Source organism: Amycolatopsis sp. M39, assembly GCF_001651785.1.
Lineage (GTDB): Bacteria > Actinomycetota > Actinomycetes > Mycobacteriales > Pseudonocardiaceae > Amycolatopsis > Amycolatopsis rubida.
In genome coordinates, this window is record NZ_LWSF01000002.1 from 1 (window position 1) to 22,256 (window position 22,256).

Below are 22,256 nucleotides of genomic sequence, written 5' to 3' on the forward strand. Positions count from 1 at the left end.
GGCCAACCCCGGCTGTAACTGCGGACTTCTGATTCGAGCTCTTCGAAGATGCTCATAACGATTTCTTTCGCTCCTACTCGGCGAAATTGACGGGTTGTTAGCGGCGCAACGGCCCGATGCGGTAAAGATCCTCGGGTTCGTGTGCCTCCCCCTGCGGAAAATCAGCGACTTCGAACAGCCGGCGGTGTTCCAGATCCGCGTTCCAGCGCTTCGCGAACGACTCGAACAGGCGGATCGACGCCGCGTTGTCCGGGGTGATCGTGGTTTCCAGGTACCGCACGCCCTCGCCGACCAGGCGCGTGTACAGGCCGTCCAGCAACTGCCCGGCCAGGCCTTTTCCGCGCTGCGAGGCGTCGACGGCGACCTGCCACACGAGTGCGACGTCCGGCGCGGACGGCCTTCGGTAAGCGATCACGAATCCGACCGGCTCACCGTCGACCCTGGCGACGACCGAGGTCTCCGCGAAATCCCTGCACCACAGCAGGTACGCATACGGCGAGTTGAGATCAAGCTTCTGCGAATCGCGCGCGATTCGCCAAAGAGCGGCACCATCGGCCTTGGTCGGGGATTCGATCAAGTGCTTTCCGGACATACTTTGGAAACGTAACAGAGAATTTTCGCGCCGCCAGCGATCCATGCCACGTCCACCGCCCTCACCAGGGACGACAGGGATACCCCGGTGAGGAGTGCCACAAACATGTTTGACGAGGCTAAGTTCTGGGCATGCGTGCGCCTGGGCCGCACACCTTCGGTATGCGACCTGTGACCCCAGACCATGGGCCTTCGGCGGCGCGCCCGCAAGTCCAGCGCCGAAAAACGCGCTCTACCTGGGGTTCAGCGGGGCCTGTCCGGACCGGACCGCCGCCGCTTCCTCCGTCCGAGCCCGGACAGCGGCGTCCAGATCGCGGGCAGCAGGAGCAGCGCGACGACCGCGAGCCACCACAGCGGAGCCTGCCCGCGGCGCCAACCGTCCACAACGGTGCCGAGCCAGCCGAACAGCGGCTGCGCGATGGGCGGCAGGAAAGCCGCGAACAGCAACGCGGCTATCACCAGCACGCCCAGCACGGTGAGCACCATTCGCCACGTGCGCCTCAAGGTCAGCAGGCTCACCACGAGGAACACAAGTGCGCCGCCCGCCACGGGCAGACCGAGCCATTGCAGGACGGATCCGCCTTCGCCGCTGAGCACGAACCCGGCGATCGCGGTGATCGCGGCGGCCAGCAGGTTCCAGGGACGGCCCAGCCGCGTCGCGCCTTGGGTGACCCACCACGCACTCCGGCTGCTGAACTGCGTGAACTTCGCCAGCGGCTGGAGGGTTTTCGGGACCCGGGCGGCGGTGGAGGCGGCATTGAGCCCGGCGGCTCCGGCTTTGACAATCGTTTTGGTGAGCAGCGTACTGCCGAGTTCGCCCTCGAAGCGTTCGGCGGAAACCTGGCAGGCTTGGAAAGCGCGCTGCGCCGCGTCCGGTTGTCCACCGTTTTCCGGCTGGACGGCGGTTTTCTCGACTTTTTGTTCGAGCGGCCGGGAAACCATCAACTTCCGGAAACTCTCCGACGCTTTTCCGTTGCCCTCCTTCGCATCCGCCTCGGCCTGGCTCGCGAGCACCGGCAGTTCCTCCCGCGCGATGGCCAGCTGCCGCGACTTCGCCAGCACCATCGACGTCACCGGCAGGCTGGTCGGGATCTCCTTGCCGAAGTCGACCGGCGACAGATTCGCGTCCAGGCCAAGGAAAGCCAGTTCGTCGCCCAGCTGCGCGAGCAGACCGGACAGGTCCGCGGGCATCCCGTTGTCCGCGGGCGACGGCGGCTCCCAGCCGATCTCGCGGAACGTCGTCCGCACCTGCTCCCGGAATTCCCCGGGGCCCACGATGTCGCGCAGTACCCGCAGGCGTTTCGGGTCGAGCAGGCACTGCGTCAGCCAGCCCGCGCCGTCGATCCGGCCCCACATCCAGTCGTTCGCGCGCCAGGACGCTTTGTAGAATCCGCCGAAGTTGCTCGCCTGCGTCCCGGTCAGCTTGTCCCGGCCGCGCGGCCGGGCCAGATCCAGCAGGGTGCGGCTGTCCGCGCTCATCTGCACCAGATCGACGCGCTGGTCCACCGCCGGCGCCTCGGCCAGAAGTCCGCGCGTTGCCATGTGCAGCAACAAGAACCGTGCCATCACGAAACCGTCCGCGACGTCCGCGTTGTCCAGGCCGAACCAGTCGAGCAGCGTCGTCACCGTGTCCGCGGCATCGGCGGACCATTGGTTTTCCTTGCCCGACAACGATTGCAGCACCGGAGCCGCCGACCGCAGCGCACCGGTCAGCTCCGGCCACGCCTCGCGGACCGCGTCCGACGCCCCGAGGTCCGCCCATTCGGCGGCGAGCTGACCGATCCAGTCCGGCATCGAGGTGCCCGGCCGCGGCGGTTCGTGCCGGGCCACCCACGCCGACAACCGCACGTCGCGAGCCGCGCTCCGGCGGGCGGCGTGCATTTTCGCGCGGACCTCGTTGAGCTGAGTCGCCTGGTCGAGACCCGGGCCCATCCGGAAGCCCGCGTTGATCAGCTGGATGCCGGTGGCGACCGCGTCCTCCAGCGTCGAGGTGCGGTAGCGGACCATCTCGCCGACCGTGACCGACTCGCCGGGCAGCGTGTCCGGAATCCCGCGGCGCAGCCCGTCGGCGGCGATGTCTTGCAGCAGCGCCGAATTCCCGGCCGCCCAGCCACCGTCCTCATCGGACAGTTCGTAGCGGCGGGTGACCGCGCGCACCAGTTCGGCCGCGTCGAGCGCGACCCGGCGGTCGAGGTACGCCCGGTGCACCCGGTCGTCCACCAGCTGTCCGCCGCGCAGGCCGAGCGACGCGAGCGCGACCCGGGTGTCCCTGGTGCGCGTGACGGCGGAGTTGTGCCTGCTCAATTCCTCCAGTTCGACGCTGATGGTCTGGCTCATGATCGTCGAGGCGACCTTCGCCAGCGCGGTGCCGAGCATCGGCGGATCAGCCGGGTCGCAGGTCATCGGCTTGGCTTCGCCGTCGACCGTCGGAACGACATACAGCAGCAGCCGCCGCACATCCGTCGACGACGAGCGTTCGAAGATCTCCCGCAGCGCCGGCCGCAGCGGTTTGTTCACCAGCACGCCGCCGTCGGCGAGCCAATGCGAACGCACCAGCTCCGTGTAGTCGGTCATGTCCGGATGCATCCGGTCCGCCGCCTCGGGGCCGATCGGCATGCGCGACAGCTCGAACGCGCCGGGGAAGGACGCACTCGACCTGGCGGCGAGCGCGAGCGGGCCGTGCACCTGGTTATTCCACAATGGACCGTCGAAGCGGAACAGCATGCGATGTTCGGTGTCCCGCACCCGGTTTCCGAGCGCGTCGTCGTACTGCGTGGTCTCGCCGTCGAGCATGGTGCCGGTGAGCAACACGGTCACGTCCGGCGGCTCGGTGGGCACGACGCCGGATCCGGTGATGTCGTGCATTGCCTGGACCAGCCCGCCCAGCAGCACCTTGTCACCGTTCAGCACCGAACGCGGCTGCGTCTCGCCGGGGTCGCGGATCAGATTCTCCAGCGACCCGGCGGAGAACCAGGTGTCGCGCAATATCGCCGGCGTCGACCGGTATGCCTCGGCCAGCCCGAGACACGCGGCGTTGATGCCGCCCGCGCTCGTTCCGGTGAGCACATCCAGGCGCACCGAAGCGTGCAAAAGGTCGAGCAGTTTCCGATAGCCGTTACTTGCGTCCGGCGTGCGCGAAGCATGCAGCAACGCCGACGTCTCGGTAGCGACTCCCCCCATCCACACTGCCAGGCTGGATCCCCCCACCATGGCCATCGCGATCCGGATTTCCTGCGGCCACGGCACCGCCGTCTCACCCATGAGGGTCAGTCTCCCGGCCCAGGCCGCTCCTCCACAAGGGGGCGGCGTCAGGAGGCGAGGTGCTCCAGCACCAGTACCTGCGCCTCGCCGACCGCGAACCCGAGCACCGCGCCGGTCGCGATGAGAATCCATTCGTCCTGCTGGAAAGCCGGGCGCAACAGCTGCTCGAACTCCTCGGGCGACAATTCCTTCATCTTGCCGACCAGGACGTTCCGGATGTCCATCGCGTCGGTGGCGTAATCCTCGATGTAGCTCATCGTCTCCGGCAGCCGGGTCATGATCTGCTCGGCGATGGCCAGCTTCATGTCCTGGTAGCGGCGGCTGCCGATGGCGAAGACCAGCAACGGTTTCGCCACGTTCGCCGCGCGGCCCAGCTCGCGGTCGAGCTGCCGCTGGATGAGCGCCAGCACCCGATCGGAAAGCGGTCCCTGCAGCACCGCCTCGATGACGTTGTGCGGCGTGATGATTTCCTTCGCGATCAACTCGCCGTAGGCCTCGGCGACTTCCCCGCGCCGCTTGAGGAACAGGCCCTGCCAGGTGACACCGAAGTATTTCTTCGGCTCCAGCGGGTAGAAAATCATCCGCAGCGCGAGCCAGTCGGTGAACCAGCCGGTGAACAGACCGAACAACGGCATGATCGGCGGGAACTTGAACAGCACCCAGGCGACCATCTGGATGACGCCGATCAGGCCGCCGAACACGAGCCCGGAGCGCGCGATGAACTTGAACTCCTCCGCGCCCGCTTCCTGGAAGATCCGGTTGAGCAGCCGTTTGTCCTTGACGAGGCTGGTCACCACCATGCCCTTGAGGTCGAACACACTGTCCACATCGGACTGGATGAGTTCGAGCACGGCCTTGACCATGTGCGGCGATTCGGCCTGCACGCGCTGGATCACCAGTCGCTGCACGCCGACCGGCAGCGATTCCCACAGACCCGGCTGATAGTGCCCGGCCACCTCGCGCACGATGTCCTCGACCGCCGCGAGCAGCGGTTTCTCGATTTCCTTGGCGATCCGGGCGGCGTCGAGCCGGGCGACGACCTCGGCCGGTTTGATCAGCTGCTCGGTCATCGTGTCACAGGCGATGCTCGCCATCCGCGCGGCCCGTTTGGGCACGATGCCCTGCCAGCCAAGGAACGGTTTGACGCCGATGAACTCGACCGGCTGGAACATCATCCGGATCGCGACCAGCTTCGTGCCGTACCCGATCAGCGCGGCGACGATCGGGATGGAGACATAGAGCGGCCAGTACCGGACGAAGTCGTCGAGAATCTTCGAGACGAACTCGCCCATCGGCTCAGCCGAGGCTCGGGTCGCAGGCCTGCCAGAACTGCGCGCCCAGCCGCGAGACATGGATCGTGCGGCGGACGATCTTGATCCGTTTGGCCCGCTTCTCGACCTCGCGGACCGTCTCGTCGGTCAGCAGGNCTCGTACTGCGTCTCGAGCGAGGGCACCTCCTCGTCCAGTTCGACCAGGCCGAGGCCGATCAGCCGGGTCACGTAGCCGGGCACCTGGTCCGGCAGCGACACCCCGGCCGCTTTGCCGACCGTCGAGGCGTTGCGCAGCAAGATCCGGCCGGTGCCGCCCATGGCGCTGCGCTCGGCGACGTCGATCGCGGGGAACGGGGAGCCGTCCGACAGCGCGGAGAGGATGCGCGCCTCGTCAGGCGTGAGCTGGCGGAGAATGATCGCGTACAGGTACTCGCGGGCGCGCTCGCGGCCGAAGCCGATGGAGTGGTTGAGCAGTTCGGCCATCGCCGCGCGCAGCGGTTCGACGTGGTCGCGGGCGGGCACCAGCGTCACGGTCGTTTCGACGGCGCGGCTGCCGGCGTCGGCGCGGTTCATCGCGGACGCCGCGGTCAGCGCCGCGTGATAAGGATCGTCGACCTCGTCGAGGCGGCGGCGCAGTTCGCTCAGCAGCCCGCGTTCGACCTGCTTGAGGCCGCGTTCAGCGGTGTCCACCCCGGGGAGTTTGCGGGTCAGGTCGAAGCCGGTGCGCGCCGCCCATCCGGCGAGCTGGCCTGCCCGGCGGGCCAGGTTGGCCACGTCCTCGGCGGTGCCCCGGCCGTTCGGTCGCTGGTAGTCCACAGGCTGCTCCCCTCACTGTTCGCGCTGATGCTACCTGCGAGTAGGCCGGACGGCCCTGTGATGCCGAGCCGGTGGGTGTTGGATAGCGCGCATGACCGCGCCGTGGGGACCGCCGATCGACGTGCTGCCGCTGCTCGTGCGCGAAGAACAGGCGCTGATCGGAGTTCTCTCCGACCTCCGGACGCCCGAGTGGGCCCGGCCCGCGCTCGGCGAGTGGACGGTGCACGACCTGGCCGCGCACGTCCTCGGCCTCAAGCTCAGGCGGCTCTCCCGGGACCGGGACGGCCACTTCGCCGACGGGACGTCTTGGGTCTCCGCCTGCCGGCAGCTGTCGCCGGAGGTGCTGTTCGCGATGCTCGTGGACAGCACGACGCAGCTCACCGAACTGTGGAAACACCGAGACCTGGACGAACCGGCCGCGGCACCGCTGTGGCTGACGGTCGCTCGCGACTACGCGGAGCAGTGGGTGCTTCAGCAGCAGATCCGGGAGGCCGCGGCGGCTCCGCTGCTCGACGACCCGGAGTTCCGGACGCCGGTAGTGGACACGTTTCTGCGTTCGCTGCCGCAGGCATTGCGGGCGGTGACCGCGCGGGCCGGACGTCAGGTGACGTGTTCGGTGGAGGGGGCCGGGCGGTGGACTCTCCGCGCTACCGCGGTGGGCTGGACGATCGACCGCGGTGCGGCGAGGTCACGGTCTCCGCTCGCGTCTCTGGCGACCGACGCGGACGCGTTCTGGCGGTGGTGCAGCGGGACGTTGCCCGCAGCGGAAGCGAGCGCGCGAGTGCAGGTCAGCGGGGACCCGGCGGTGTGCGAGATCCTGCGGGGGCTGGGAGGTCGTGGGTGTTTATCCCGGTTCTCGCCGCGATGAACACTCACGACCGCTCACCTACGACGCCGCGCCTGCTTCCTGAGCTGCAAGATCCGCGCCCCGCCGATCAACGCGATCAGCGCCGCACCCGCGATCGCGGCGAACAGCATCGCCACCGCGAGCGGCATGCTGCCGGACGCGCCGAGGAAGTGGACGGTCGCCGTGTCCAGGTTCTGCAGGNTTCTGCAGGATGAACACCAGCAGGAAGGCCAGCACGACGATCGCCACGATCACGGCGATCCAGGTGCCGCTGATCCGGGTGGACTTGACCTTGCCCCGGCGGCCCGCGGGTTTCGCGGCGGGCGGCCGCGGTCCGGGTTCGGCTCCCGGTGCGGTGCCCGGGGCGGCGTGGTCGAGTGCGCCGGGCACCTCAGTGCCCGGCGCCTCGGGAACTTCCGATTTCGCGGCCTCGTCGGGACCGTCGTTTCGCGCGTGGGACATACCGCGATTGTCCGCCCACTCGCCGTGCCGCGCTAATTCAGCGCTTGGCGTCGACCTCGCGCAACACCCGCAGCGTGTTGCGGCCGGCGAGTTTCGCGCAGTCCTCGTCGCTCCAGCCGCGTTCCATCAGCGCGGCGATGAGCGCCGGGTACTTCGACACGTCTTCGAGGCCTTCCGGCAGGGTGCCGACGCCGTCGTAGTCGCCGCCGAGCCCGAGGTGGTCGATCCCGGCGACCTCGCGCGCGTGCTCGATGTGCGCGACGACGTCCTCGATCGTCGCCTTCGGCTTGGGCGGCGCGTCCCAGGTCTCGGCGAACCGGCCGCGCTGGCCGAGGTCGAGGAACTCCTGCCCGGCGGCGGTCATCGCGTCCCGGAGCCGGTTGTCCCACTCGGTGACCGCGGCGGAGATGAAGGCGGGCACGAAGGTGATCATCGCGACGCCGCCGTTGCCGGGCAGCTGGGCGAGCACGTCGTCGGGGATGTTGCGCGGATGGTCGTTGACCGCGCGGCACGACGAGTGGCTGAAGATCACCGGCGCGCTCGACACCTCGATCGCGGCGCGCATGGTGCTCGGCGCGACGTGGGAAAGGTCGACCAGCATGCCGATCCGGTTCATCTCGCGCACGACCTCGCGACCGAACTCGGTGAGCCCGTCGTGCTCGGGCTTGTCGGTTCCGGAGTCCGCCCAGGTGGTGTTGAAGTTGTGCGTCAGCGTCATGTAGCGAACGCCGAGCCGGCGCAGAATCCGCAGCACGCCGAGGGATTCGGCGATGCTGTGCCCGCCCTCGGCCCCGAGCAGCGACGCGATCCGCCCGTCCGCGAACGCCGCCTCCGCCTCCTCGGCCGTAGTCACCAGCCGCAGCCGCTCGGGGTAGCGCTCGGCCAGCTGGTAAACCACCTCGATCTGCTCCAGCACCGCGGTGACCGCGCTGTCGCCCGTGAACTCGCACGGGACGTACACCGACCAGAACTGCAGGCCCAGCTTGCCTTCGGCGAGTTTGGGGAAGTCGGTGTGCAGCGTCGGCTGGGCCACCGTGAGATCCACGCCCGCCACCGCCTCGACCGGGTTCGGGCCGGCTTTGTCGCGGAGCGCCCATGGCAGGTCGTTGTGTCCGTCGGCGAGGATCGTGGAGGCGAGCAGGTCTTGCGCGCGGGTCAGCTCGGTCATGCCCCGACCCTAGCGAGCCAGGCCCTTGCCGCGCTTGCTCCTTCGCCGGTCACCGCTGATGCCCTCCCGGCCAGCGGTGCGTCGCCACGTCGGCATGCCGTTCGCGGAACTGGCGGACGAGTTCGTCGGCGGCGGGCAGCGGATCCTGTTCGCCATGGGAAAGGAATATGCGAGTTCCGGTGAGATCGAGGCGTGGCAATTCCGGCAATGGGGACATCGACGAGAACAGCATCGCTTCCCTGAGCGCGTCCGGCCGGGTGAGCGCTACCGCTGCCGTGCTGTTCGCTCCATTCGAAAATCCTACCGCCACCGCCCTGCTGAACCCGTACTTTTCCCGGGCCTCGTTGAGGAAATCCGCCAGTTCGCCCGCCCTCGCCCGGACGTCCTCATGATCGAACACTCCTCCGCCGACCGCCGAAACCACCGCGCCGCCCCGTTTCCGAAATCGGCCCCGTCGGCGCGAGCGTCGCCGATTCCGGGCTCAGTTCGCTCGCCACACTGAGCAAATCGTCTGGCCACCGCCGGTTCCGTGGAGGAGAATAAGCACCGGGTCGCCCTCGGCGGACCGGTGCGTCATCGTCACTCCTCTTTGGACACCTCATCCTTCGTTGTCCAGCGTAAATTCTCGCGCGCAAGATGTATTCCGGGTAGACTCCGGCAGATGACCCCGGATCCGCAGACGGACGACGACGAGATCGTGACGTGGTGGGGCCTCGTGATCGAGGGCTATCTGGCCACGCAGAACGCGCTGATGGGAGAAATCGCCGAACGGTTCGACCTGGCTCCCGCGTCGTTCGACATCCTGCTGCGCCTGGTGCGTTCGCCCGAACACCGCATGCCGATGACCCGCCTGGCGACCGANCGACCGAAGCCGCCCTGTCGAGCGGAGGCTTCACCAAGGTGGCGGACCGCTTGGCCGCCGCGGATCTGATCTGCCGGATCCCGAGCCCGGAAGACCGCCGGGTGACGTTCGCCGCCCTGACCGAGCACGGGTTGGAGGTAGCGCTCAAAGCGAGAGCCGCCTGCGCGGAAATCCTGCGGCGGATCGTGCTCGCCCCGCTGGGCCCGGACGCCGAGGGATTGGCGGAGGCGATGCGGACGCTTCGGTCGGTGAACGGGTGATCGCGGGTTGACCACCCCGGGTTCATGGATAGCTGAAGCCCTCGGCCTCCAGCCGACGGCGCAGGACCGCCAAGCAGCGGTACCGGATCCGGCTCACGCTCGACGGCGAGATGCCCAGTTCGGCGGCCAGCTGGTCGTGCCGGAGCTCCGGGCAGTGCGCCAGCAGGAGCATCATCCGCCGGTGCCGCTCCGGGAACTTCTCCACCGCGCGCCATAACGCGGTCGCCAGCTCGCCGGCCAAGGTCTCCGCCTCGGGCGACTCCGCCGATGCGGGCATATCCAGGCGCGAGTCAACCACCGACTTCACCCGCGCCCGATTTTCGGCCGCCCGGAGCGCATGCCGCCACGCGACCGTCGTCAGCCAACCGGCCAGGCCGTTCGCATCCCGCAAGTTCGGCTGGCGGCTGAGCAATTCCAGCCAGGCCATTTGACAAGCATCGTCCACGTCGGCACGAAAACCCGGGTTCGCGCCGACGATCCGATTCATTCTCGTCGACAAACGGCGCACTTCATCCTCATTCCGCATTCCCGGCTCCCTTTCTCGCACGGGAAGGCTGACGGGCCGGGCAGCTCGGCGGATCCGTTTCAGCAGGGCGAACGCCGGATTGAGTGATCAACTTCGGCTGAATGTATCCAGCCCCGGGCGGGCGTCTCGGGCGCGCAGCGGGTCGACAGATCGATCCGAGGCAACGAGGCACATCGCCCGCCGCATCAGCCCCGAGCGACAGCCTCCGCGTAAGCCGCCGCCAAGCGCTCCGTCGCCGTCGGCCCGCCCCCGCCCGGCCGGGGGATCCCGAGATGCCGCTCCCGAAGCTCCGCCATGAATTCTTCCCACAGCGGCGGGCCGCCGGCCTCCAGCAGTTCCGCTCGGACGCGCAGTTCCGGCGTCGTCGGCCGATGCCGCAAGCCCCAGCTTCCCAGCGCCACCAAGACCGGCACCAGCTGAATCGCCGCTTCGGTCAAACTGTAAGTCGCGCGCTGCCCGCGACCGGCCGAATCGCGCGTGAGCAATCCGGCTTCGGTCAGCGTGCGCAGCCGGTCGGCGAGGATATTCGACGCGATTCCTTCCTCCGACTGCGACTGCAATTGCCGGAAATGCCGCCGGTCGCCGAACATCACGTCGCGCAGGACCAGCAGGCTCCAGCGGTCGCCGACGACCTCGATCGCGGCGTTGATCGGGCACCCCGAGCGCGGATCGTCCGGCATCGCATACCTCCTCCGACCGCTTGCACTTTACCATCGCCTCCGGCTAGTGCTTGCAAAAGACAAGCAGAAAGTTTCCGTCGACAGCTGCGGTACCGGTCCGGACCACACGCTAGACCAGCCGCTCGACGCGAAGAAACTCAGCGCAGGCCGGGCATCAGCCGTAACGCGTTGCCGGAAAGAACACCGTCCAGGACGTCCGCGGGCAAACCCAAATCGGCCACCGCACGGACATTCACCGCGGTTCCCGGCACCCCGGGCCAGTCGGTACCGAAGATCCATTTCCGCGCCAACCGCACGAGATCGAATCGCGCGTAATACTCCGGCAGTTTCTTCGGCGGCAGCCCGGCGAGGTCGAGCCACACGTTCGGCCTCGCCTGGGCCATGAACGCCGCCACGTCGTACCACCAGCCACGGCCGCCGTGCGCGAAGACGAAGTTCACCGACGGGAAGTCTTCGACCACATCGGACAGCAGCGAAGGATCCCCATAGCTGGCACGGGATCCCGGGAAAACCGACAGTCCCGAGTGGAGGATCACCGGAACTCCGCGTTCGGCACACAAGGCGTAGACCGGGTACAGCTCCTTGTCCGCCGGGGAAAACGCGCCGTGCACCGGGTGGATCTTCAACGCCACCGCGCCCAGCGCGAGCTGGCGTTCCACCTCCTCGGCCAGCGGATGGTGCAGATGCGGGTTCACGTTGGCCACCAGCCGGAACCGCTCGGGGTTATGAGCGACCAGCGGAAGATTGTCTTCGATCGCCTGGATACCGGTGGCCCGCGGACTGTATTCGCAAAACAGCAGCACCCGGTCGACGCCCTCCCGTGCCATGAGGTCGTCCATCGCCGCGGGGAGCACCGCACCGTCCGCGTCATACACTGTGCGCCACGGATACTCGCCGGCGAAGTCGCGTGCCCAGTCCAGCCACGCGGGCTTGAGCGTGGGCAGCCGCGGGGTGTGCACGTGGGCGTCCACCACGAAATGCTCGTCGATCATGCCGGCCAGTCGATCACGATTGCGGCTGCGGCACGAGCAGCGACTCGCGCACCATTTCGCGGATCACGTTCCGCCGGATCTTCCCGGTCGCGGTCTTCGGCAGCTCGGCCATTTCGACCACCCCGCGCGGCCGCTTGAACGCCGCCAAGCCCTCCCGGCAAAACTCGATCAGCTCCTCAGCGTCCACAGCGGACGAAGGCGCGGCGATAACGCAGGCCACCGGTTTGTCCAGTCCGTCTTCGTCCGGCGCGGCGACCACCGCTACCTCGGCAACCGCCGGATGTTGCAGCAGTCGTTCCTCCACTTCGGACGGAGACACCCAAATCCCGCCCGCCTTCAGCATGTCCCCAAAACGGCCGAGACAGGTATACGTACCGTCGGAGTTACGCACGTAGCTGTCCCCGGTGCGCAACCACGGCCCCTGGAAAACCTGTTTCGTAGTCTCGTATCGCGCCCAGTACCCAGTCGCGATGGACGGGCCGGAGACGAACAGCTCACCCGGCCGTCCCGCTTCCGAAATCACCGCACCCTGCTCGTCCCGGATTTCGACCGAGTACCCCGGCACCGCCACCCCGGTACTGCCCGGCCGTACCGCACCCGGCTGGTTGGACAGGAAGATATGCAACGCCTCGGTCGACCCGATCCCGTCCAGAATCTCGACCCCGAACCGCTCACGGAACCGTGCCAACAGCGCCGACGGCAACGGCTCCCCAGCCGAAACCGCGTACCGCACCGAGGAGAACGAGTCGTCCGGCACGTCACTGGCCAACAGCGCCGCATAGAAGGTCGGCACGCCGAAGAACAGCGTCGGCCGGTCCGCCCGCGCCCGCGCGGCAATGATCCCCGGCGTCGGACGAGCCGGTTCCAGCAGCGTCGTCCCTCCGCAAGAGAGTGGAAAGAACGCCGAATTTCCAAGACCATAAGCAAAGAACAACTTCGGCACTGACAAGAATCGGTCCGAAGAGGACACTCCAAGCACCTGCGAAGCGTAAGTCGAGCACACCGCGCGAATGCTCCCGTGCCGGTGCATCGCGCCCTTCGGCTTGCCGGTCGTGCCCGACGTGTACAGCCACAGCGCGGGCGAATCCTCCCAAGCCGGCGAGGCCACGACATCGTCTGCCAGGGTCAGCGGCCACCGATGCGTCCGCACTCCGAAGGGGAATTCCGCCGGGTCCGCCCGGTCGAGCACCACGTCGGTCACCTCGGGCGCACCGGTCAGCGCGCCCGCCGCCTGCGCGGAAAACTCGCCGGACACGCACAGCACCCGCGCCCGCGAATCGGCGAGCACCTGGCCCAGTTCCAGCCCGGTGACCATAGTGGACACCGGAACCGCGACCGCGCCGACCAGCATCGCGCCGAGGATCCCGCTCAGCAGTTCGACGTCGTCGACCATGCAGAACATGACCCGCTCCTCCGGACGCACACCGAGCGCGCGCAGTCCGGCCGCGACCCGGTGGGTCTCGGCGGCGAGTTCGCCGTAGCTGAGCGTGCGCCGCGGCGAGACGACCGCGAGCGCGTCCGGACGGCCTTGGCCGAGCAGGTACTCCGCGGCGTTGAAGTTCGCGGGAACCGTCATCGGTGCCCCCTCAGGTGAGGTACACGTACTCGTAGTCGAAAGGTTTGCCGTTGATGCCCTGCCTCGGCGGTGCGACCCAGCTGGCGATCTTCCCGCGCTCGTACACCGGGTGCATGAGCGACCGGACGAACGTCAGGTCCTCGGTCGTCGGCAGCCATTTGCGCCGCGCTGCCTCCCACGTGGCCTCGTCGACGATGCTGCCGTCCGGAGTGACGTGGTGGCCGGAGTTTATGCCCACCTCGCGGTTGAAACCAGGGTGCGGCAACGCGAACCGGAAGTCGATGCCCGCGTCGCCGAGGATCTTGTTCCACCGGTTGACCCCGGTCTGGCAGTCCGCGGTGTACTCGCCGCGCAGGTCGAGATTCAGCAACAGAATGGCCTGCAGTTCCTCGGACGTCCAGGTCCCGTCGTCGCGCGGACGCTCCAGCAGGCGGCTGTCCTCGGTGAGTTTGTGGTCGTCCTTGCGCCGCGTCTCCTGCCAGCGGCCCTTGAGCCCGGCGGTGTAGTAGTTCGCCGCGTTCGTCGACGTTTCACTGCCGAACAGGTCGAGCGACACGGTGTAGTGAAAGTTCAGGTATCGCTGGATCACCTCCAGCGGGATCCCGCCGTGCGACGCGATGTCGTACGTGTCGTGCTCGCGGATGAGATCGGCGCTGCGCTGCACCACCCGGTCGACGCCAGTGGTGCCCACCATCATGTGGTGCGCCTCTTCCTTGAGCATGAACTCGCAGGTGCGCGACAGCGGGTCGAACGAGCTTTCCTTCAACGTGCCGAGCTGGTATTTCCCATCGCGGTCGGTGAAGTAGGTGAACATGTAGAACGCGAGCCAGTCGGCCGTTTCCTCGTTGAACGCGCCGAGGATGCGCGGCGCGTCCGGACTGCCGGAGTTGCGCAGCAGCAGTCCCTCGGCCTCGTCCCGGCCTTCGCGGCCGAAGTACGCGTGCAGCAGGTACACCATCGCCCACAGGTGCCGCCCCTCTTCCACATTCACCTGGAAGAGATTGCGCAGGTCGTACAGCGAAGGCGCGGTGAGCCCGAGCAGTCGCTGCTGCTCAACCGACGCCGGTTCGGTGTCGCCCTGGATCACGATCAGCCGCTGCAGGTCGGCGCGGTACTCCCCGGGCACCTGCTGCCACACCGGTTCGCCGGCGTGCTCGCCGAACGCGATCCGCCGGTCCTGTTCCCGCTCGGCGAGGAAGATGCCCCAGCGGTAGTCCGGGACGTTGACGTGGTCGAAGTGCGCCCAGCCGTCGCGGCCGACGCTCACCGCGGTGCGCAGGTAGACGCCCTCGGTCTCCAGCGTGGGACCCATCTCGCCCCACCAGTTCATGAACTTCGGCTGCCAGCCCTCCAGCGCGCGCTGCAGCCTGCGGTCGTCGGCGAGCTGGACGTTGTTCGGGATTTTGGCGTCGTAGTCGATCTTTTCGGGCATCGGTTCAGACCCGCTTCCTGTCGAAGACCGCCTTCTGCCCGGTGCCGTAACGACGCAGCGCACCCTCGGGCCCGGAGGCGTTCGGTCGGGTGAAGATCCAGTTCTGCCAGGCGGTCAGCCGCCCGAAGATCTTGGTTTCGATCGTTTCCGGGCCGACGAACCGGTGGTTCGCCTCCATCCCGGTGAGCGCGTCGGGCGACAGCGAGGCCCGGCCTTCCAGCGCGATCCGGATCTCGTCCGCCCAGTCGAGGTCGTCCGGGGCGTCGGTGACCAGGCCGAGTTCGACGGCCTCGGCGGCGCTCAGCGCACGGTCGCGTTCGCGGGCCAGCCACCTCAGGTGGTCGTCGTCGCCGTAGAACCGCGACTGGAGCCTGGACAGTCCGTTGCCCATCGGGAAGACGCCGAAATTGGCCTCCGACAAGGTGATCGACGCGCGTTCCGGCGAATCCTCGTCGTCGATCGGCGGCCCGTCCAGCAGGTACTGCCGGTCCGCCGCGAAGGCCAGCTCAAGCAGGCTGCCCGCGAAGCAGCTGCCCGGTTCGATCAACGCGATCAAGGTGCGGCTGGTGACGTCCAGCCGCTTCAGCGTGCGCTTGTAGTAGTGCAGGATTTCGTTGCTCAGCCAGTCTTTTCCGCTGAGCACGAACTCCTCGTGCGCGAGCACCTGCACCGGATCGCCTTCGGTCTTCAAAACCCAGGTACCGAGTTCCGGTTCGTTCGTGCGCAGCCGCAGGATCGCGTCGTCCAGCTCGCGGGTCAGCCGCAGCAGCCAACCGTCGAGCGCCGGTTCTCCGGAAGGACCGAGCACGGTGAGCGTGACCAGCGAGTTCGGCCGGTCATACGCGATCCGGACGTGCCGGTACTCGATGCTGTCGGCGGTCACCGACGGCTCCAACGGGGCCAGCTCGATCCCCCGCTCAGCGGGCAACCGGTCGGATTCGGCGGCGAGGTCGTGCGCCCGCGCCAGCACCTTCTCCCGGAATCCGACGCGCGGCACCAGCTCGTCCACCAGCCGCCAGTCGACCGCGGTCCGGCCCTTGACCCCGTCCGGCCGCGTCGCGAACACGTCCGCGAGATCCCGCCGGACGCGCCGTTTGTCGACCACCCGCGTGAGCCCGCCGGTGCCCGGCAGCACGCCGAGCAACGGCACCTCGGGCAACGCGACCGTGGACGAGTTGTCGTCGACCAGCAGGATCTTCTCGCAGGCCAGCGCGATCTCGTAACCACCGCCGGCACAGCTGCCATTCACTGCCGCGACGTAGGTCTGGCCGGAGAACTCGGTCGCGTCCTCGATGCCGTTGCGGGTCTCGTTGGTGAACTTGCAGAAGTTCACCTTCCACTCGTGCGGCGACGCGGCGAGCATCCGGATATTGGCCCCGGCGCAGAACACCTTGTCTTTGGCGCTCGTCACGATCACCGCGCGTACCTGTGGATGTTCGAACCGCAGCCGCTGCGTGGCGTCGTAGAACTCGATGTCGACGCCGAGGTCGTATGAGTTGAGCTTCAGCTCGTACCCGGGCACGAGGCCGCCCTGTTCGTCGACGTCCATCTCCAGCCAGGCGACCTCGCCCTCGACGGTCAGCCGCCAGTGCCGGTAAGTGTCCGGATGCCGCTCGAATGTGACAGGTGTGGTGGTGGTCACGTCCTCGATTGTCTACAAGGTTTCAACGAACGTCAATGTTGTGTAGACATTTGCCCCGCGACGCTCACCCGGTTGAGCCGCATCGCCGTCCAGCAGACGAATACCCACAGCGCGAGCGCCGCGAACGAGTCGGTGAAGATCGTCGCGAACCAGAACGCCGGGATCCGCGGCACGCCGACGAGGAAATGTCCCGCGCTCGCCAGCCCGGACAGCGAGTAGACCAGCAGAAACGCCAGCGAACGCCAGTACCGGCCGTGCACGTAGGCGCGGTAGCCGAGCGCGCCGAACACGGTGAAGACCACCCAGCTGAGGGCCACCAGGATCTGCGCGGCCTGCACGCTGACACCCGGGATCTGCGGGTAGTCCGCCGCGCGCACGACGTTGTGGGTGTAATGCAGGACCGTGCTGACCAGGGTGAACACCAGAATCATCCGCAGCGGGCCGAGTCCCTTCTCGCGCAGAACGTCCATGCTGCTCACCCCCGTGCGATTTGATAGATCGCTCTAGCGGGAGAGTACCCGGTCGACGGCGATCGACCAAGCCGTGCGCGAAACTGGAGCCATGACCGAGCAGACTGTCGAGGCCGACGGCATCACCCTGTGCCACGAATCGTTCGGCGATCCGGACGCGCCGCCGTTGCTGCTGGTGATGGGCCTTGCCGCGCCGATGATCTGGTGGGACGACGAGTTCTGCGCCCAGCTCGCCGCGGCCGGTTTCCACGTGCACCGGTTCGACAACCGCGACGTCGGGCGTTCGCAGTGGTGGACCGGCCGGGCCAGCCTGCCGCTCGCGTACTTCCTGCGGTCCGCGCCGTACTCGCTCGGCGATCTGGCCGACGACGCGGGCAAACTGCTCGACGCTCTCGAAATCGAGAGCGCGCACGTGGTCGGCACGTCGATGGGCGGGATGATCGCGCAGGAGTTCGCGATCCGGCATCCGCAGCGCGTCCGGACACTGACCTCGATCATGTCGACCACCGGCGCGCGCACTGTCGGCCTGCCCAGCCCGCGGGCCGCGCTCGCGATGCTGGCTCCGGGGCCGCGTACGCGAGAGGACTACGTGACGCAGCTGGTGCGCACGTCAAAGCTGATCGGCTCGCGCGAATACCAGTTCGACGAGGACCATTTCCGCCAGCGCGCGGAACGCACGTACGACCGCGGCCTCAACCCGGCGGGCGTGTTCCGGCAGCTCGCCGCGATCCTGTCCTCCCGCGACCGGACCGCCGATCTGCGTCGGCTTTCCGTGCCGTCGCTGGTGATTCACGGTACGGCCGATCCGCTCGTGCACCGCTCCGGCGGGCGCGCGACGGCCCGCGCGCTGGGCGCGGACCTCGATCTCGTGCCCGGTATGGGACACGACCTGCCGCGCGAGGTGTGGCCGCGCGTGATCGCCGGGATCAAACGGCTCGCTACCCGCTGATCGTCACCGAGCCCAGGTTCGAGAAGTGCGCGGCGACGCGGGAGCCGGGACGCAGTTCGACGGCGTCGGTCATCCCGCCGGTCAGCACGAGCCAGCCCGGTTCGAGCGCCAATCCGCGCGCGGCCAGTGAGTTCGCCGCCAGCGCCAACGCCTCGGCCGGATGGCCCTGCACGGCGGCACCGGTCGCGGTGTCGACGATCTGACCGTTCACTTCGAGCAGCGCGGCTTCCAGCGAAAGGTCCAAAGAGGACGGTGGACGGCCGACCGAGCCGAGCCCGAACAGCGCCGACGAACCGTTGTCCGCGACGACGTCCGGCAACGTGAAACGGTAGTCGCGGTAGCGGCTGTCGATGATCTCGATTCCGCCGTACACCTGGGAAACCGCCGCGAGAGCGGTAGCCGCGGTGACGCCAGGACCGGCGAGCCGCTCGCCGAGCACGAACACCAGTTCCGGCTCCGCGCGCGGGTGGATGAGCTGCGGCGTCGGCGCGCCCGCGGGCAGCACCATCGCGTCGGTCAGCCACGCGAGCAGGGGTTCTTCGACGCCCATCCGCTGTTGCTTGGCGCGTGAGGTGAGCCCGAGTTTCACGCCGATCAGCGTCTCGCCGCGTTCCTGACGCAGCCGCAGAGCCTCGTCCTGGATCGCGTACGCAGTGGCGAGGTCGAGGTCTGACCAGGTGTCGGTGAGCTGCGTGCCCTCTTCCGTCCGGTTGAGCAATTCCTGCGCTGCGGCAACGATTTCGGCGGTCATTTGTCCTCCTCCGGCGCGAATACCGCGGTCACACTGCCCAGGCCGGCCATGGTCGCCACGACGGTGTCGCCGGGGCGGACGGTCTGCGCGGCGGTCATCGAACCGGGCAGTACGACGTGGCCGGGCTCCAGCGTCACCCCGAGCGGGCCGACCGTGTTGGCCAGCCATACCAAGGCGTTGATCGGCGAACCCAGCACCGCGCCGCCCGCGCCGGTGGCCGCGAGCTGACCGTTGACGTGCAGCGTGCAGCCAGCGAGCCGCAGGTCGACGTCACGCAGGTTGGTCGGACTGCTGCCGAGGATGACGCCGCCGGACGACGCGTTGTCCGCGACGGTGTCGAAGATCGAGATTTTCCAGTCGCGGACCCGTGAGTCGACGATCTCCAGCGACGGAAGCACGAAGTCGACCGCGCGGACGGCGTCAGCGACGGTCACGCCCGGACCGCGCAGCGGCGCGCCGAGCACGAACGCGATTTCCGGTTCGATGCGCGGCTGAAGGAACCGCGTGGTCGGGATCGGCTGGTGTTCGAGCAGGAACATCGAGCTGGTGAGGTGCCCGAAGTCGGGCTGGTTCACGCCCATCTGGCGCTGCATCGCCGCGGAGGCGAGGCCGACCTTGTGGCCGCGCACCACGTCTCCCGCAGCCACCCACGCGCGGACTTGCTCCTGCTGCACGCGGTAGGCGTCTTCGATGGTGCCCTCGGGGAAGGTCTTCACGAGCGGATCGATCGGCTCGTGGCGCTCGTACGCGCTTTTCAGCAGTGCGACGGCGTCCTGCAGCTCAGCGGGTTCCACGGGTCGGACTTTGCCTGACCGCGCCGCCTGAGCCAACCCGGTCGTTCCATTCACCGGTACGAGCTGCTTCTCTCGCTCGCTAATCTCTTGCACGCAAGAGTTTGTCGGCGTACTGTACTTCGTGTTGGCTCCCAGAGAGGACGTGACCCGCGATGGCACCCACCGAGACCGAAGTCGCCCAGCTCGCGCAGGCCCGCGACCGGCTGCGGGAGCAGCACCTGCACCCCGCCGCGGAACGCCCGGCGACCGTCGGCCGCGGCATTCACCACACCGCGCTGCTGTCCAGCGACGTCGAGCGGACGATCACCTTCTACCAGGATATTCTCGGCTTCCCGCTCACCGAGCTGATCGAAAACCGCGACTACCCGGGGTCGAGCCACTTCTTCTTCGACGTCGGCAACGGCAACGCGGTCGCGTTCTTCGACCTGCCCGGCCTCGACCTCGGCCCGTACGCGGAGGTGCTCGGCGGGCTGCACCACCTGGCCCTGTCGCTCACCCCGGAAGCCTGGGCGGGCGCGCGCTCCCGGCTCGACGCCGCCGGCGTGCAGTACCAGGAAGAGAGCGGCACGTCGATCTACTTCGCCGACCCGGACGGCGCCCGGATCGAACTGATCGCGGACGACCTCGGCGAGATGTACGGGTCGAAGATCGGCTGAACCACTGGACTCGGTGCGCCTCCGGGTTCAGAGTGTGGGCCCATGGGCGACTGGGCGGCTTCGCGGCAGAAGGCACGGCTCGACCGGCGGGAAGCAATCGACGAGCTGATCGCGCGGATCCGCTTCGAGGTGCGGCTGCACCTGGCGGAGCCGACCGCGATCAGTCGGTACGACGATCTCGCCGAGGTTTTCGCCCTCGGCCACAGCGAGTGTGCCGCACTGCTGGCGCACCGCCGGTTGCTGCCGTGGTGGGAACGACGGCTGCTCGCGCGATTCGCGCGTCGGCTGCATGGCCGTGCGATCGCGGGCAGCGTGTTCGACGTGCCACCAGGTGCGCCGGTCGCTGATGCCTTTCGGGTGGAAATCGCCCGCCTCATCCCCGACGCGGGCGACACTGGTGCTCGCTATGACCTGCAAGGACGCGGTCTGCTGACCGTCCTTCGCCTAGCGCTCGGCGCCCGCGGCGAAGCATGGCCGGACCGGCACGAAGTCGCGTCCACTGTCGCGCGCAATGTTCTGGTGTGCAGCTCCGCGTTCCTGCGGCGGTCGCCGTGGCACGTGCTGTGGCCGGTGTACCGCGTCCGCGGCTTGCGGCTGTGGCGGTTGTGACGTGGCGGAATCGTTCGCTGTATTGGGATGTTGAGGAGGATATGAAGCCTGAAGAGATCCTCGCCAGCGCGCGCACAATCGCCGTGGTCGGCCTGAGCCGCGACCCGGGCAAGGCCGCGCACGGCGTACCGGCTTCGCTGCAGGCGCACGGTTTCCGGATCATCCCGGTGCACCCGTCGGCGACTGAACTGCTCGGGGAGAAGGCGTACCGGTCGCTGGAGGACATTCCGGAGCCGGTGGATCTGGTGGACGTCTTCCGTCCGGCCGGGGAAGCACCGGACATCGCCCGTTCCGCGGTGGTGATCGGGGCCAAGGCGTTGTGGCTGCAGCAGGGGATCGTGTCGGCGGAGGCGCGGAGGATCGCTTCCGAGGCCGGGTTGGAGTATGTCGAGGATCGGTGCACTGCCGTGGTACGGGCAGTGGCGGGGATTTCACTGGCTTAACCGGGCGAATGCTCGGGAACGCCCTGTTTTATCGATGAATTCCGCGATTAATTGTGCGCATTCTTTCGGACTGTGTACCGACGTGTCACATTCGAGGTCATAATCGCCATGGGCGTGCGCGATCGGATACTGCCGCTCCGCCAGACCGGCGGGGCGGTCACCCCGCGCCTGCTCGCGCCGCCGCAGCTCCGGTACCGGACAGTGCACGCCTACGAAGGTAACTTCCTGCTCCCGCAACACTTCCAGGCAGTCGTCAAGCCAATGCGGCCGGAGTACGTGGTCGGCGATCACGCCGTTGCCCGCCGCCGCGAGCCCGGCCAGCATGCGGTGGTAGCCGCGCACCGTCCGTTCGAAAACCTCGTCGAACTCCGGCGTGCCGAATTCGGGGGTCTGCGTCCGCGATCGCATGCTGTTGACCGCGTCCCGGGGCAGCGAGAAATACGGACCCGGCAGCACGTCCAGCAACTCCGCCGCGATACTCGACTTGCCGGAACTGGACGCGCCATTGAGGAGAATGACGTGTCCGCTCATCCGACAAGCCGATACCCTACCCCGCGCACCGTCTCGATCGTCCGCGTCCCGAACGGCGCGTCGATCTTCCGCCGCAAATACCCCACATAAACCTCGACCACGTTCTCGTCCCCCTCGTAATGCGCGTCCCAAACGTGGCCAAGAATCTCGTTCTTGGTCAACGCCGCCCCCTGCCGCCGCAGCAGAAACTCCAGCAACCCGAACTCCCGCGCGGTCAACTCGATCCGCGTCTCTCCCCTGTGGACAGTCCGCGCAGCCGGGTCGAGCTGCAGATCCCCAGCGGTCAACACCGCCGGACGAGCCGGAGCGCCCCGCCGAAGCAACGCCCGCAGCCGAGCCAGCAAAACGACGAACGAGAACGGTTTCGAGAGATAATCGTCCGCACCGAGATCGAACGCGTCGGCCTCGTCGTACTCGCCGTCCTTCGCCGTGAGCATCAGCACCGGCGTCCAATTCTCCGCCGCCCGCAAGCGTTTCAGCACTTCGTAGCCGGAAAGCTCGGGAAGCATGATGTCGAGCACCACGGCATCGTAATCGTGCTCCGTCGCCGACCAGAGCCCGTCCCGTCCGGTGTGCGCCACGTTCACCGTGAACCCCTCGGCGACCAGGCCACGGCGAAGGGTTTCGGCGAACTCCAGCTCGTCCTCCACGATCAGCAACCGCATGC

21 protein-coding genes and 3 pseudogenes are annotated in these 22,256 nt (G+C 67.9%); 6 read left to right on the top strand and 18 right to left on the bottom strand.

The features are described 5' to 3' along the window. Positions 1–97: 97 nt before the first annotated feature. The 4 genes and pseudogenes from ectA to A4R44_RS04705 all read right to left on the bottom strand — a co-directional run bounded on the left by ectA (position 98) and on the right by A4R44_RS04705 (position 5,939). The gene (gene ectA, locus A4R44_RS04690; protein ID WP_067576656.1) at positions 98–592 is read right to left on the bottom strand and encodes a diaminobutyrate acetyltransferase; all 495 of its coding nucleotides are present in this window, start codon (positions 590–592) and stop codon (positions 98–100) included. Between the two features lie 242 nt (positions 593–834). Next, entirely contained in the window at positions 835–3,852 is a 3,018-nt protein-coding gene (locus tag A4R44_RS04695; RefSeq protein ID WP_067576681.1) for a patatin-like protein, read from the bottom strand. A 47-nt stretch (positions 3,853–3,899) separates the two neighbouring features. Further along, positions 3,900–5,144: a DUF445 domain-containing protein gene (locus tag A4R44_RS04700; protein WP_067576683.1), complete on the bottom strand. Its 1,245-nt coding sequence runs from the start codon at positions 5,142–5,144 to the stop codon at positions 3,900–3,902. A 4-nt stretch (positions 5,145–5,148) separates the two neighbouring features. Continuing rightward, positions 5,149–5,939 (bottom strand): annotated as a pseudogene (locus A4R44_RS04705) (Abi-alpha family protein). Between the two features lie 91 nt (positions 5,940–6,030). Here A4R44_RS04705 and A4R44_RS04710 point away from each other — a divergent pair. Further along, positions 6,031–6,807 (top strand): hypothetical protein, encoded by a 777-nt coding sequence (locus tag A4R44_RS04710; protein WP_067576685.1) that lies wholly within the window; start codon positions 6,031–6,033, stop codon positions 6,805–6,807. A gap of 14 nt (positions 6,808–6,821) precedes the next feature. Here the strand turns inward: A4R44_RS04710 and A4R44_RS04715 are convergent. The 3 genes and pseudogenes from A4R44_RS04715 to A4R44_RS52195 form a co-directional block, all read right to left on the bottom strand. Beyond that, a pseudogene (locus A4R44_RS04715) lies at positions 6,822–7,248 on the bottom strand (lipopolysaccharide assembly LapA domain-containing protein). Between the two features lie 37 nt (positions 7,249–7,285). Next, positions 7,286–8,416, bottom strand: a complete 1,131-nt coding sequence (locus tag A4R44_RS04720) for a dipeptidase (protein WP_067576687.1) — start codon at positions 8,414–8,416, stop codon at positions 7,286–7,288. A 49-nt stretch (positions 8,417–8,465) separates the two neighbouring features. After that, complete coding sequence (locus tag A4R44_RS52195) at positions 8,466–8,816, bottom strand: hypothetical protein (protein ID WP_338080522.1); 351 nt, start codon at positions 8,814–8,816, stop codon at positions 8,466–8,468. Positions 8,817–9,077: 261 nt separating this feature from the next. Between A4R44_RS52195 and A4R44_RS04730 the strand changes: the two are divergent. Then, positions 9,078–9,538: pseudogene (locus A4R44_RS04730) on the top strand (MarR family winged helix-turn-helix transcriptional regulator). 22 nt (positions 9,539–9,560) lie between these two features. Here the strand turns inward: A4R44_RS04730 and A4R44_RS04735 are convergent. From A4R44_RS04735 to A4R44_RS04765, 7 genes are all read right to left on the bottom strand, one after another. Next, positions 9,561–10,064, bottom strand: a complete 504-nt coding sequence (locus tag A4R44_RS04735; protein ID WP_067576689.1) for an RNA polymerase sigma factor — start codon at positions 10,062–10,064, stop codon at positions 9,561–9,563. A gap of 185 nt (positions 10,065–10,249) precedes the next feature. Next, positions 10,250–10,744 (bottom strand): helix-turn-helix domain-containing protein, encoded by a 495-nt coding sequence (locus A4R44_RS04740; protein WP_067576691.1) that lies wholly within the window; start codon positions 10,742–10,744, stop codon positions 10,250–10,252. A gap of 137 nt (positions 10,745–10,881) precedes the next feature. After that, positions 10,882–11,736: an amidohydrolase family protein gene (locus A4R44_RS04745; RefSeq protein ID WP_067576694.1), complete on the bottom strand. Its 855-nt coding sequence runs from the start codon at positions 11,734–11,736 to the stop codon at positions 10,882–10,884. Positions 11,737–11,749: 13 nt separating this feature from the next. Continuing rightward, a complete protein-coding gene (locus A4R44_RS04750) occupies positions 11,750–13,312 on the bottom strand; it encodes a benzoate-CoA ligase family protein (RefSeq protein ID WP_067576696.1) in 1,563 nt (520 codons plus the stop codon). Between the two features lie 10 nt (positions 13,313–13,322). Beyond that, complete coding sequence (boxB, locus tag A4R44_RS04755) at positions 13,323–14,744, bottom strand: benzoyl-CoA 2,3-epoxidase subunit BoxB (RefSeq protein ID WP_067576698.1); 1,422 nt, start codon at positions 14,742–14,744, stop codon at positions 13,323–13,325. A 4-nt stretch (positions 14,745–14,748) separates the two neighbouring features. Continuing rightward, positions 14,749–16,386: a 2,3-epoxybenzoyl-CoA dihydrolase gene (boxC, locus tag A4R44_RS04760; protein ID WP_067576700.1), complete on the bottom strand. Its 1,638-nt coding sequence runs from the start codon at positions 16,384–16,386 to the stop codon at positions 14,749–14,751. Between the two features lie 32 nt (positions 16,387–16,418). Continuing rightward, positions 16,419–16,856 (bottom strand): hypothetical protein, encoded by a 438-nt coding sequence (locus A4R44_RS04765; protein ID WP_093572607.1) that lies wholly within the window; start codon positions 16,854–16,856, stop codon positions 16,419–16,421. A gap of 91 nt (positions 16,857–16,947) precedes the next feature. On the opposite strand from A4R44_RS04765, the gene A4R44_RS04770 reads away from it, so the two are divergent. Continuing rightward, positions 16,948–17,805, top strand: a complete 858-nt coding sequence (locus A4R44_RS04770) for an alpha/beta fold hydrolase (protein WP_067576702.1) — start codon at positions 16,948–16,950, stop codon at positions 17,803–17,805. On the opposite strand, the gene A4R44_RS04775 is transcribed toward A4R44_RS04770, so the two are convergent. Then, a complete protein-coding gene (locus tag A4R44_RS04775) occupies positions 17,795–18,556 on the bottom strand; it encodes a 2-keto-4-pentenoate hydratase (RefSeq protein WP_198545172.1) in 762 nt (253 codons plus the stop codon). The two genes, A4R44_RS04770 and A4R44_RS04775, sit on opposite strands and share 11 nt — an antisense overlap. Beyond that, positions 18,553–19,350: a 2-keto-4-pentenoate hydratase gene (locus A4R44_RS04780; protein WP_067576704.1), complete on the bottom strand. Its 798-nt coding sequence runs from the start codon at positions 19,348–19,350 to the stop codon at positions 18,553–18,555. The genes A4R44_RS04775 and A4R44_RS04780 overlap by 4 nt, the downstream gene beginning before the upstream one ends. A gap of 152 nt (positions 19,351–19,502) precedes the next feature. On the opposite strand from A4R44_RS04780, the gene A4R44_RS04785 reads away from it, so the two are divergent. From A4R44_RS04785 to A4R44_RS04795, 3 genes are read left to right on the top strand one after another with little or no spacing between them, the layout of a single operon-like run. After that, a complete protein-coding gene (locus A4R44_RS04785) occupies positions 19,503–20,006 on the top strand; it encodes a VOC family protein (RefSeq protein WP_067576706.1) in 504 nt (167 codons plus the stop codon). 42 nt (positions 20,007–20,048) lie between these two features. Then, entirely contained in the window at positions 20,049–20,615 is a 567-nt protein-coding gene (locus A4R44_RS04790) for a hypothetical protein (RefSeq protein ID WP_067576708.1), read from the top strand. 41 nt (positions 20,616–20,656) lie between these two features. After that, positions 20,657–21,058, top strand: a complete 402-nt coding sequence (locus tag A4R44_RS04795) for a CoA-binding protein (protein WP_067576710.1) — start codon at positions 20,657–20,659, stop codon at positions 21,056–21,058. On the opposite strand, the gene A4R44_RS04800 is transcribed toward A4R44_RS04795, so the two are convergent. After that, a complete protein-coding gene (locus A4R44_RS04800; protein WP_067576712.1) occupies positions 21,047–21,589 on the bottom strand; it encodes a chloramphenicol phosphotransferase CPT family protein in 543 nt (180 codons plus the stop codon). The genes A4R44_RS04795 and A4R44_RS04800 overlap by 12 nt on opposite strands. Next, positions 21,586–22,254, bottom strand: a complete 669-nt coding sequence (locus tag A4R44_RS04805; protein WP_093572602.1) for a response regulator transcription factor — start codon at positions 22,252–22,254, stop codon at positions 21,586–21,588. Before A4R44_RS04805 ends, A4R44_RS04800 begins: the two co-directional genes overlap by 4 nt. Between the last annotated feature and the right edge of the window lie 2 nt (positions 22,255–22,256).

What these genes read in the sequence shown, in the direction of transcription:
- A4R44_RS04750 (WP_067576696.1), bottom strand. Translation starts at nt 13,312, where the DNA reads ATGACGGTTCCCGCGAACTTCAACGCCGCGGAGTACCTGCTCGGCCAA.
- A4R44_RS04735 (WP_067576689.1), bottom strand. Translation starts at nt 10,064, where the DNA reads ATGCGGAATGAGGATGAAGTGCGCCGTTTGTCGACGAGAATGAATCGG.
- A4R44_RS04800 (WP_067576712.1), bottom strand. Translation starts at nt 21,589, where the DNA reads ATGAGCGGACACGTCATTCTCCTCAATGGCGCGTCCAGTTCCGGCAAG.
- A4R44_RS04695 (WP_067576681.1), bottom strand. Translation starts at nt 3,852, where the DNA reads ATGGGTGAGACGGCGGTGCCGTGGCCGCAGGAAATCCGGATCGCGATG.
- A4R44_RS04720 (WP_067576687.1), bottom strand. Translation starts at nt 8,416, where the DNA reads ATGACCGAGCTGACCCGCGCGCAAGACCTGCTCGCCTCCACGATCCTC.
- A4R44_RS04770 (WP_067576702.1), top strand. Translation starts at nt 16,948, where the DNA reads ATGACCGAGCAGACTGTCGAGGCCGACGGCATCACCCTGTGCCACGAA.
- A4R44_RS04790 (WP_067576708.1), top strand. Translation starts at nt 20,049, where the DNA reads ATGGGCGACTGGGCGGCTTCGCGGCAGAAGGCACGGCTCGACCGGCGG.
- A4R44_RS04785 (WP_067576706.1), top strand. Translation starts at nt 19,503, where the DNA reads ATGGCACCCACCGAGACCGAAGTCGCCCAGCTCGCGCAGGCCCGCGAC.
- ectA (WP_067576656.1), bottom strand. Translation starts at nt 592, where the DNA reads ATGTCCGGAAAGCACTTGATCGAATCCCCGACCAAGGCCGATGGTGCC.
- A4R44_RS04765 (WP_093572607.1), bottom strand. Translation starts at nt 16,856, where the DNA reads ATGGACGTTCTGCGCGAGAAGGGACTCGGCCCGCTGCGGATGATTCTG.
- A4R44_RS04775 (WP_198545172.1), bottom strand. Translation starts at nt 18,556, where the DNA reads ATGACCGCCGAAATCGTTGCCGCAGCGCAGGAATTGCTCAACCGGACG.
- A4R44_RS04805 (WP_093572602.1), bottom strand. Translation starts at nt 22,254, where the DNA reads ATGCGGTTGCTGATCGTGGAGGACGAGCTGGAGTTCGCCGAAACCCTT.
- A4R44_RS04740 (WP_067576691.1), bottom strand. Translation starts at nt 10,744, where the DNA reads ATGCCGGACGATCCGCGCTCGGGGTGCCCGATCAACGCCGCGATCGAG.
- A4R44_RS04700 (WP_067576683.1), bottom strand. Translation starts at nt 5,144, where the DNA reads ATGGGCGAGTTCGTCTCGAAGATTCTCGACGACTTCGTCCGGTACTGG.
- boxB (WP_067576698.1), bottom strand. Translation starts at nt 14,744, where the DNA reads ATGCCCGAAAAGATCGACTACGACGCCAAAATCCCGAACAACGTCCAG.
- A4R44_RS04795 (WP_067576710.1), top strand. Translation starts at nt 20,657, where the DNA reads ATGAAGCCTGAAGAGATCCTCGCCAGCGCGCGCACAATCGCCGTGGTC.
- A4R44_RS04745 (WP_067576694.1), bottom strand. Translation starts at nt 11,736, where the DNA reads ATGATCGACGAGCATTTCGTGGTGGACGCCCACGTGCACACCCCGCGG.
- A4R44_RS04710 (WP_067576685.1), top strand. Translation starts at nt 6,031, where the DNA reads ATGACCGCGCCGTGGGGACCGCCGATCGACGTGCTGCCGCTGCTCGTG.